This is a genomic window from Ruegeria sp. ABM4_193 (genome assembly GCF_056158705.1).
Genome location: NZ_JBSWTT010000003.1, coordinates 980139 through 989129, shown reverse-complemented (window position 1 = coordinate 989129; position 8991 = coordinate 980139). Strand labels below are relative to the sequence as shown.

Here is an 8991-nt window from a genome sequence, read left to right as displayed (position 1 = left end):
TTGTGCGTGATCTCGCGGCCCGGAGCATATTTCCGCAGAACGTCGACTTGCGCTTTGTTGAACAGACGTACCCTGTTTGAAGAATACCGCATGAAGTCCAGCGCTTGCGTCGGGTTCGGGGCAGCAACCAAGCCGATTGGCAGCTCGATTTGCTCAAACGATGAATAAAGCGATCCCCAAAACACTGTTCCCCATGTCTGATTCAACGCGTCGATAGTTCCGTATTGCTGTTCCAGCCAGCGCCGAAATCCGATACGTGCCGCTTCTGAATAGCTAAGCACCGTATCGTGGTCGTTATATTCATTGTCGATCTGCCAGGCGTGGACATGAGGGTTTGTTCCATACCTGCGGGCATATTCGGTTGCGATCCTTTGGGCTTCGGACAAATAGATTTCGCTGGAAAAGCAGTAATGCCTGCGCGCGCCATATCCTCTGACCCGACCGTCCGGCCCAACTGGCAGAATTTCGGGGTGCTCATCGATCAGCCACTTTGGCGGGGCGGCCGTGGGGGTCGACATCATAACCTTCAGCCCGGCATCCCCCAAAATTTCGATCACCTCATCCAGCCAATCCCAGCGGAATTGCCCACGCGCGGGTTCGATCAGACCCCAGGTGAATTCGGCGATCCGCACCCAATCCAACCCCATCTCGACCATGCGTCTGGCATCGTCGCGCCATTGGGACGGGTCCCATTGCTCGGGGTAATAGCAAACCCCCAGTTCAAGCTTGCTCATCTATCGTCCTTTGCGGTGCGCCGCTCGATCCACTTCAAGAAGCTGGCGCATCCCAATGTAATCACGACATAAAGGATGGCCGCTGTGTTAAATGGGGCGAACGGCAGGAAACTGGCGGCTTGAAACTCTCGCATTCTCTGGGTCATGTCCCGGACCGAAAGGATCGACAGCAAAGAGGTGTCCTTGATCATCGCAATGAATTCGTTACCCAAAGGCGGTGTCACAATCCGCAATGCCTGTGGCAGGACGATCAGCCGTGCAGTTTGCCACCGAGACAGCCCCAGAGAACTGCCCGCTTCCAACTGTCCTTTATGGATCGCCTCGATTCCAGATCGGAAGATCTCGGCCATATAGGCGGAATAACCCACCGAGATGGCGATGATCCCGCGTGTCATATTCGTCATGTCTATACCGCCGCCTGTGGCGTCCTTGACCGCACCGGCCAGCGGCAAACCTATGTAGAGAATGATCACCAGCATCGGGATGCCCCGGATGGTGTCCACAAAGAACTCGGCCCCGACAGCAAGCGGGTGCAATTTATGCTGCGCTCCGCCTATGGTCAGCGTTAAAAGCAGAAAGCCAAAAACTGCAAAAGCCAGCGCCGGATTGCGAAACTTGTCCGGCAAAAAGCTGGTTTGCCAGAGCACAGGATAACCCTGAGTGTGCGCCTCAACCGGGACAAATGCCCCCGACACGCTGTCAACAGTTTCTATTTGCTCAAGCGCCGCCGCTGCGTCTGTGGCGCTGCGAATGCGATAGTTTTGTTCTCCGCCACCTTCGAATTCACCGAAACGGATAATGTCTGCCTGCGCCTGCGGGGTGCCGCGCACAATGGCAATGCGGGCGTCCGTGCTGCCAACAAGGACATAATTCACCTGTGGCTGCATGAAGAAGAAGGTCGAGACGCCCAAAAGACCCAAGCTTATCGCACCATAGACCATCGTTGTGCGCGCTTTGGGTTTGAATGATTGCAGCCCAACCCAGATAAGTCCAAGGATAGCCGCGAAGATGTAAGCAAAGATCGCCGCGCGGAACGTGATCGCAACCCCGGTGGCGAATTGCCAATGGGCCATGAACATCAGGTAGAACAAAGAAGCTCCGGTCAGAACCTCAAACCCAATTTGCACGAAACTGCGCAATGGGTTGGCCAGACGGCCCGACACAAAGCACAGCGCGACGACAACCGCGTAGATCGCCAGCAAAATCTGTAAACCGGTCTGGACCTGAGTTACCACTTCGGGGAACAGCACCCAGGTCTGGCTGGATCGGTCAATCAAAGTTGAAGTGTTTTCGTTAAGTGCATGAAAAAACACTGACTCGGCGAAAGGCAAAAGAATCTGAGGCGCAATAAAGGAAAGGATCGACAGCCCGACCGCAGCCGGAAATGCCGCTATTGCCGAGACACGCAACCAGGCTGGCGCCTGCAACTGGAAACGAGAGTGGCGGGCGCAGAGATAGCCCAGGATCGCCGTTGTCAGGATCAGCAAAAACCCGACAAAGATAGGTCCCGCATTGTTGCCGATCCCCAGGATGGCGACCAGAGATCGCAAATACTTGGATGAGGTGGCAAACAGGTAAATGATGAACGGCGCGGCAGCGAGCAACACAAGGTTGCTCGGGCGAATCGAGCTCAGGCGCGACATGGGGTTCTCCGCTAAGTCAAAACCCCGGCGAAAAAGCTCCGCCGGGCTGCAGGTGTTCAGGGGATCAGTTGGTGCCCCAGTATTGGGCCATCAGCTTGTCCAGCGTGCCGTCTTCCTTGATAGCTGCGAGGCCAGTGTTGATTGCGTCGACGGTTGGGTCGCCTTCCTGAAACACGATACCCAGCGGGTCGGATTGCAGACCGGTTATCCCGATGGTCAGTTCGCCAGCAAATTCCTGCTCGTATGCGGATGCAGATGTGCCATCGATAATCACACCCTGAACGTCTGCGTTTTGCAGCGCCAGAATGGCGGCCGAGAAGTTGTCATACAGGCTGACATTCTCACGGCCCACCAGTTCCTCGGCCAGTTGCGCGTTGGTCGTTCCGGTTTGTGCGGCAAGCTTCTGACCACCCGCCTTGAAATCGTCCAACGTCATGTCCGCGTTGTCGACCTGAAGCAGGATCGCCTGACTGACCACGATGTATGGCTCGGAGAAATCCATTGTTTCTTCTCGTTCCGGCGTGATTGAGACGCCCGAGATCACCAGATCGAACTCGCCTTGCTGAAGGGCTGCAAAGATGCCATCCCACGCCGTGTTGACGAAGTTTGGAACGCAGTTCACGCGCTCGCAAATGGCGTTCATGACGTCAACGTCAAAGCCCACAATCTCACCGGTTGTTTCATCCACGGTTTCCATCGGCGGATAGGTCGCGTCCGTCCCGATCTTGAGCACGCGACCTTCTAGATCAGCGGCAAAAGCTGCGGGCGCTGCCATCGCGGCAAGCGTCGCCGCGGCAATTAGGTGTTTGAACATGTTTGGTCTCTCCTCTGTTGGTCTAGGTTACTTGCGCATCTTGTGACGCAGGCGTGTCAGGTTGCCGCTCGATCAATTTGGCCCTGATCTTTTTTTGAATCTCTGGCGGGTCAGCGCCGTCCAAGGCTTTCAGCATGAACTCTCCCAACAGGCGGCTCGTTTCACCGATGGGCAGGTAATAGGTGCTGGGCGGGGGCACAAAGTACTGGCTGAGTTTCAGGTCATCGTTTGAAATGACCACAACGTCCTGCCCGACCCTCACTCTTGTTTTGGCTGCGGCTGACAAGGCGCCAAGGGTCATCGCCTCGTTAGCGCAAATTATAGCGCTTGGTGGGTTCGGCAGTTTCATTTGTGCAGAAAAGGCTACTTGGCCTGTCTCTGCTGTCGTTGGCCCGGTTTCTATCAGTGTCGGGTCGAAGCCTACCCCTGCCTCTGACAAAGCATCTGCATAACCCTTGAGGCGTTGTTGCGCATAGATCAGATCATCAGGAGGGTTGATCAATGCGATCCGACGATGACCCAGGCGGATCAGTCGCGCGGTCGCATCGAAGGCCGCCGCCTGACTGTCGAGGTCTACATAGGCATGCGGCCGGGTACTGTCGCTCATACCATATGTGACAAAAGGGAATCCTTTGGCCTGCAAGTATGCGATGCGTGGGTCGTTCACACGGGTGCCCGAGAAGATCACGCCATCGGCCAAACCCTCTTGCACGATTGAGCGCAAGGTCTCCAGTTCAGTGTCGCTTTCGCTTATGCTGAAAACGCTCAGTTGATAGCGCGACCCCTGAACCGCGCCAGATATTCCGGCCAAAATACGCGTGAATTCTACGCCTTCCCATTCCTCGGCGGACTCTTCAGACACGCTCACCAAAACCGCGATCCGGTAGGATTTGTTGGTGCGCAGCTTGAGCCCATCCAGGTTGACCCGATAACCTAAGGCGGCAGCGGCCTTTTGAACTTCTTCCCGCGTTTCTTGTTTCACTGACGGGGCATTCCGCAACGCGTTGGAGACCGTGCCAACAGAATAGCCTGTCTTCTTGGCAATCGATTTGATCGTCGCCCGCGCCATCAGGTGGCCCCGATCAGCTGTTCGGTCAGGAACATCCGCCCTGTGTTCAACGTGCGTCTGTGATTAGAACTTTCGTCATGTTCTACAAACAGATCGGTGCAGTTGCTGTGCGCGAGGGCATTTAATGTGGCACCCCAGTCCACAACGCCCTCACCCAGATCGCGCCAACATTCGTCACCTGTCCCAGCATCCGGATCGATGTCTTTTGCATGGACCGACAGGATTCGGTCTGCGTGGAGAGTGAGTGTTGCCGCAGGGTCTAGACCAGAAGCTTGCAGCCAGCCGACATCCGGCTGCCAATAAACTTTCCCCTGGGCCAGTATTTGATCCAGAGGCGTTTCACCGGGGTTTCCCACCAAATCAAAATCATGATTGTGATAGGCAAGGCGGATGCCGTGTTCACTAAGCTGATCAGCCCATTCAGACAACTGGCCCGACACTGCCATCCATCCCCGGGCAGTGTCGGGCCGCACCTGGGGCGCCAGCCAAGGCATGACGGCCACCTGGCATTCCAAAAGACCCAGAACTTCGAAGACCTCGTCGAAACGGGTGTCGAACTCTTCCCAGTCAAAATGCGCCGACCGAACATTTAAACCCGATTGATGAACAATGCGTGCCATCTGCCGCGGGCTGAGATCATGCAGGCCAGTGGTTTCGACATCAGTAAAACCGCAAGCTGCAACCAGACGCAGCTGATCTGACAGATCGCCACATTGCCGAACGGTATAAAGCTGGGCTGAAACTCTCATTCACCACCATTGAAACGTTTCAATTATGGTGAAATACGAACTATCGCGTTGTCAAGCGTCGCGTTGAACGCCTGATGCTATCACTTTCGCATCGATACGCCGTTGTGGAACAGGTGTACTTTTTCAGGGGCTGCGGTCACGGAAACCGTTTGTCCGCGCATATTCCTTTGAACACCAGGCAGTTTGGCAATTGGCGCTTCTGCGTCCGTGGTTTTTTCAAAGTACAACAGTGTGACTTCACCCAAAGCCTCGGTGAAATCAACGGTTCCAGTCAGGATCGCGGTGCTTTCTGTGATGACAAAGTCTTCAGGGCGCACCCCGATCTTGACCTGCTTGCCCTGATCACTGTCCTCGGTCGGGATCGCGGAAACGGCGGTGCCGCCCGAGGCAAGCTCGACAGTCGTTGTTGCCCCCGTTCCGGTGATCGTTCCGGGCAAAAGGTTCATTGAAGGCGAGCCAATGAATTGGGCCACAAACTCGTTGTCGGGCGTTTCATAAAGCTCAAGCGGTGTGCCAACCTGCGCAATACCCTTGTTGGCCAAAACCACAATCCGGCTGGCCAATGTCATCGCTTCGACCTGATCGTGGGTGACGTAGATCATGGTGCTGTCGGGCATGGCCTCTTTCAGCCGCGCGATTTCGATCCGTGTGGCGACCCGGAGGGCTGCGTCAAGGTTCGACAGAGGCTCATCAAACAGATACACTTTTGGGTCGCGCACGATCGCGCGCCCGATCGCAACACGTTGTCGCTGACCGCCGGATAGAGCTTTGGGCAACCGGTCCAGAAAGGGGTCCAGTTGCAGAATCTTGGCGGCACGCTCTACCGCAGCGTCAATCTCGGCCGTAGGCATCTTGGCGATTTTCAGGGCAAACGCCATGTTTTCGCGCACGGTCATGTGGGGATACAGGGCGTAGCTTTGAAAAACCATCGCGATGCCCCGTTGTGCGGGCGGCACATCGTTCATGACCTGCCCTTCGATTTCCAGCGTGCCGCCTGTAATCTTTTCTAAACCGGCAATCATCCGAAGCAGAGTGGATTTCCCACAACCGGAAGGACCAACAAAAACGATCAGTTCGCCCTGCTCAATGTCGAGATTGATGTTCTTCAGAACGTCAATAGGGCCATAAGACTTGGCGACATCCGTTAGGTTGAGTTCAGACATGTCTTATCCCTTTCCCCGAACCATCAGGCAGAATTGCGAAGCCGCCAAAGTGATTGAATTGTCGCCTTGAATGCCACCCAATTCCAGACCGATGGACTGCCAATCGCCGTCCGGTACCTTCACCTCTGTGGTGTCTGATCCGAGGTTGAACGCACAGAAAACTTGCTCGGAACTATCCTCACGCAGGAAAGTCAGAACCGGACCTATTTCGTTCATCTCAGACAGGCGTCCAGATGCCAAAGCCGGGTGTGCATGACGCAGTGCAATGGCGCGGCGATAGTGGTTCAGCATCGATTGCGGATCCGCCTCGGCCCGGTCTACCGCGTGCTCAGCCTGCTGGACGCTGACCGGCAGCCAGGGTTCTGCGGTGCTGAAGCCGGACTGTTCATCCTGCGCTTGCCAAACCATTGGCGTACGGCAACCGTCGCGGCCTTTGAATTCGGGCCAGAACTCGATGCCATAGGGATCTTGTAGCTTCTCAAACGGCACATCTGCTTCGTGCAGGCCCAATTCTTCGCCTTGATACAGGCAAGCCGAGCCACGTAGGCACATCATGAGAACCGCATGTTGCCGGGCCGCGGCATCATCCAAATTCCAGCGAGAGGCATGGCGTTGCACGTCATGGTTCGAAAACGCCCAACAGGGCCATGCATCCCCTGCCTTGGCCTGCAATTGGTCAAAGACATGTTTGGTGTAACTGGCCGTCAGCGCGCGTTTCTCAAGGAACTCAAACGCATAGCACATGTGCATCCGCTGATCGCCCGAGGTGTATTCACCCATGATCTCGAGCCCACGCTGCGCATCGCCGACCTCGCCCAGACACGCGCGGCCTTCGTATTCGTCCGTCAGCGCGCGCAGCCGTTCAAGGAATGCGATATTTTCGGGTTGGCTTTTCGAGAATAGGTGGTCCTGATGGTTGTACGGGTTGACTGCTGGTGCAATCGATGCGTTGCGCTGATCCATCGGCAGGGCTGGGTTGTCGCGCAATTCTTTGTCATGGAAGTAAAAATTGATTGTGTCCAACCGAAAGCCGTCTACGCCAAGATCAAGCCAGAACCGTGCGACGTCTAACAAAGCATCCTGAACATCCGGGCAGTGGAAATTCAGATCCGGCTGCGATGTCAGAAAGTTGTGCAGATAGTACTGCAGGCGGCGAGAATCCCATTGCCAGGCCGAGCCGCCAAAGATCGAAAGCCAGTTGTTTGGTGGTGTGCCATCCGGCTTGGGATCAGCCCACACATACCAGTCGGATTTCGGGTTCTCACGGCTGCTGCGGCTTTTGCTGAACCAAGGGTGCTGGTCCGACGTGTGCGACAGAACCAGATCGATCATGATCTTCAGTCCTTTGGCATGCGCCTGATCCAGAAGCTCTTTGAAGTCCTCAAGCGTTCCGAACATGGGGTCGACGTCGCGATAATCACTGACATCGTATCCAAAGTCTTTCATTGGTGACTTGAAAAACGGTGAGATCCAGATCGCATCGACGCCGAGCGACGCGATATAGTCCAGTCGCGCGGTGATGCCTTTCAAGTCACCGATCCCATCGCCGTTGCTGTCCTGAAAACTGCGCGGGTAGATCTGATAAATCACCCCTCCGCGCCACCAATCCGAAGACAGTTTTGTTGCTTTGCCGTGTTCAAGGTTGTTCTGCACGTTCATCAGACGCCTCTATTTTACAGATCCGGCCAACAGGCCCCGGACCAGGTATTTTTGCATTGCGAAGAAAACGACCAGCGGCACAAAGATCGAGACAAAGGCGGCGGTCGCAAGAATTTCCCAGTTGCCACCTCGCGTCCCCAAAAGCTCGACGATGCGGTTGGTCATCACGGTCGTCTGGCCTGTCGCGTCGATCAGGAAGACCTTCGCAACCAGAAGGTCGTTCCATGTCCAAAGGAACTGGAAGATCGCGAAAGACGCCAGCGCCGGGAAGCTGAGCGGCAGGATCAGTTTGGTGAAGATCTGGAACTCAGTCGCACCGTCGACGCGCGCGTTTTCGATCAGGTCACGTGGTAATCCGGCCATGTAGTTGCGAAGCAGATAAATCGCCAGAGGCATCCCGAACCCGGTATGTGCCAGCCAGACGCCCAGATAACCCTTACCGATGCCGATATTCAGGTGAAATTTCAGCAAGGGGATCAGGGCCAATTGAAGCGGAACAACCAACAGCCCAACAACCGCTGCGATTAACAATGCCCGACCGGGAAAATCCATCCAGGCAAGCGCATAGGCCGCAAAGGCGGCAACCAGAATCGGGATGATCGTTGCCGGAATCGTTACGGTCAAAGTGTTGAAAAACGCCTTGGCCATACTGTCCGTACTGCTCTGATCCAGAAGAACTTTCTGGTAGTTGTCCAAAGTGAACTCGGGCGGCAACTCAGCCGTCACAAAGATACGTGCGCCGCGGTTTCCGGTGAACTCTTCGGTGTTTTCCATCCGGTAATTACCATCAGCGTCCACTGTGATCGTGCCACCTCGGCGTAGTTCAGCCGTTTGGCCGGGCGCAAAGGCGTCGACTTCGCGCGCACTGATGCCCCAGCTCGAAATTTTTGCCTGCTCGCCCGCGTCAAACAATTGGCCTTCAATCACGTATACGCCGTTTTCCAACACCTGTGTTTCAGGCGCAGCGCTGCGAAGGGTCAGGTTCTGCTCGGATGGAAACAGCGATCGCCACCACCCGCTTGATGAGATTTGGTCGGCTGTCCGAAAGGACGAGACCAACAGACCCAAAGTTGGAATGACCCACAACACCACAAGAAAGACGACCGAAAGGTGCACAACCCATCTGAGCGCCGGTTTGGTTCCTGCAATATCGCTCATGG

8 protein-coding genes are annotated in these 8991 nt (G+C 55.6%); all 8 read right to left on the bottom strand.

All coding sequences use genetic code 11. The features are described from left to right. Nucleotides 1-734, bottom strand: a 734-nt coding sequence (locus tag ACXADZ_RS22685; RefSeq protein WP_475200126.1) for a beta-galactosidase, incomplete at its 3' end; no start/stop codon positions are given. Beyond that, complete coding sequence (locus ACXADZ_RS22680; RefSeq protein WP_475200124.1) at nt 731-2377, bottom strand: amino acid ABC transporter permease; 1647 nt, start codon at nt 2375-2377, stop codon at nt 731-733. The genes ACXADZ_RS22685 and ACXADZ_RS22680, both read right to left, overlap by 4 nt. A 64-nt stretch (nt 2378-2441) precedes the next feature. Then, a complete protein-coding gene (locus ACXADZ_RS22675; protein ID WP_475200122.1) occupies nt 2442-3191 on the bottom strand; it encodes a basic amino acid ABC transporter substrate-binding protein in 750 nt (249 codons plus the stop codon). Between the two features lie 22 nt (nt 3192-3213). Next, the gene (locus tag ACXADZ_RS22670) at nt 3214-4260 is read right to left on the bottom strand and encodes a LacI family transcriptional regulator (protein WP_475200120.1); all 1047 of its coding nucleotides are present in this window, start codon (nt 4258-4260) and stop codon (nt 3214-3216) included. After that, on the bottom strand, nt 4260-5009 hold the full coding sequence (locus tag ACXADZ_RS22665) for a sugar phosphate isomerase/epimerase family protein (protein ID WP_475200118.1): 750 nt from the start codon (nt 5007-5009) through the stop codon (nt 4260-4262). The genes ACXADZ_RS22670 and ACXADZ_RS22665 overlap by 1 nt, the downstream gene beginning before the upstream one ends. 80 nt (nt 5010-5089) lie before the next feature. Beyond that, entirely contained in the window at nt 5090-6172 is a 1083-nt protein-coding gene (locus ACXADZ_RS22660) for an ABC transporter ATP-binding protein (RefSeq protein WP_475200117.1), read from the bottom strand. A 3-nt stretch (nt 6173-6175) separates the two neighbouring features. Continuing rightward, nucleotides 6176-7831 carry an alpha-glucosidase gene (locus ACXADZ_RS22655; protein ID WP_475200115.1) on the bottom strand — a complete coding sequence of 552 codons (1656 nt, stop codon included), beginning with the start codon at nt 7829-7831 and terminating at the stop codon, nt 6176-6178. Between the two features lie 9 nt (nt 7832-7840). Next, nucleotides 7841-8989, bottom strand: coding sequence for a carbohydrate ABC transporter permease (locus tag ACXADZ_RS22650; RefSeq protein WP_171094801.1), 1149 nt, complete (start codon nt 8987-8989; stop codon nt 7841-7843). Nucleotides 8990-8991: the final 2 nt, after the last annotated feature.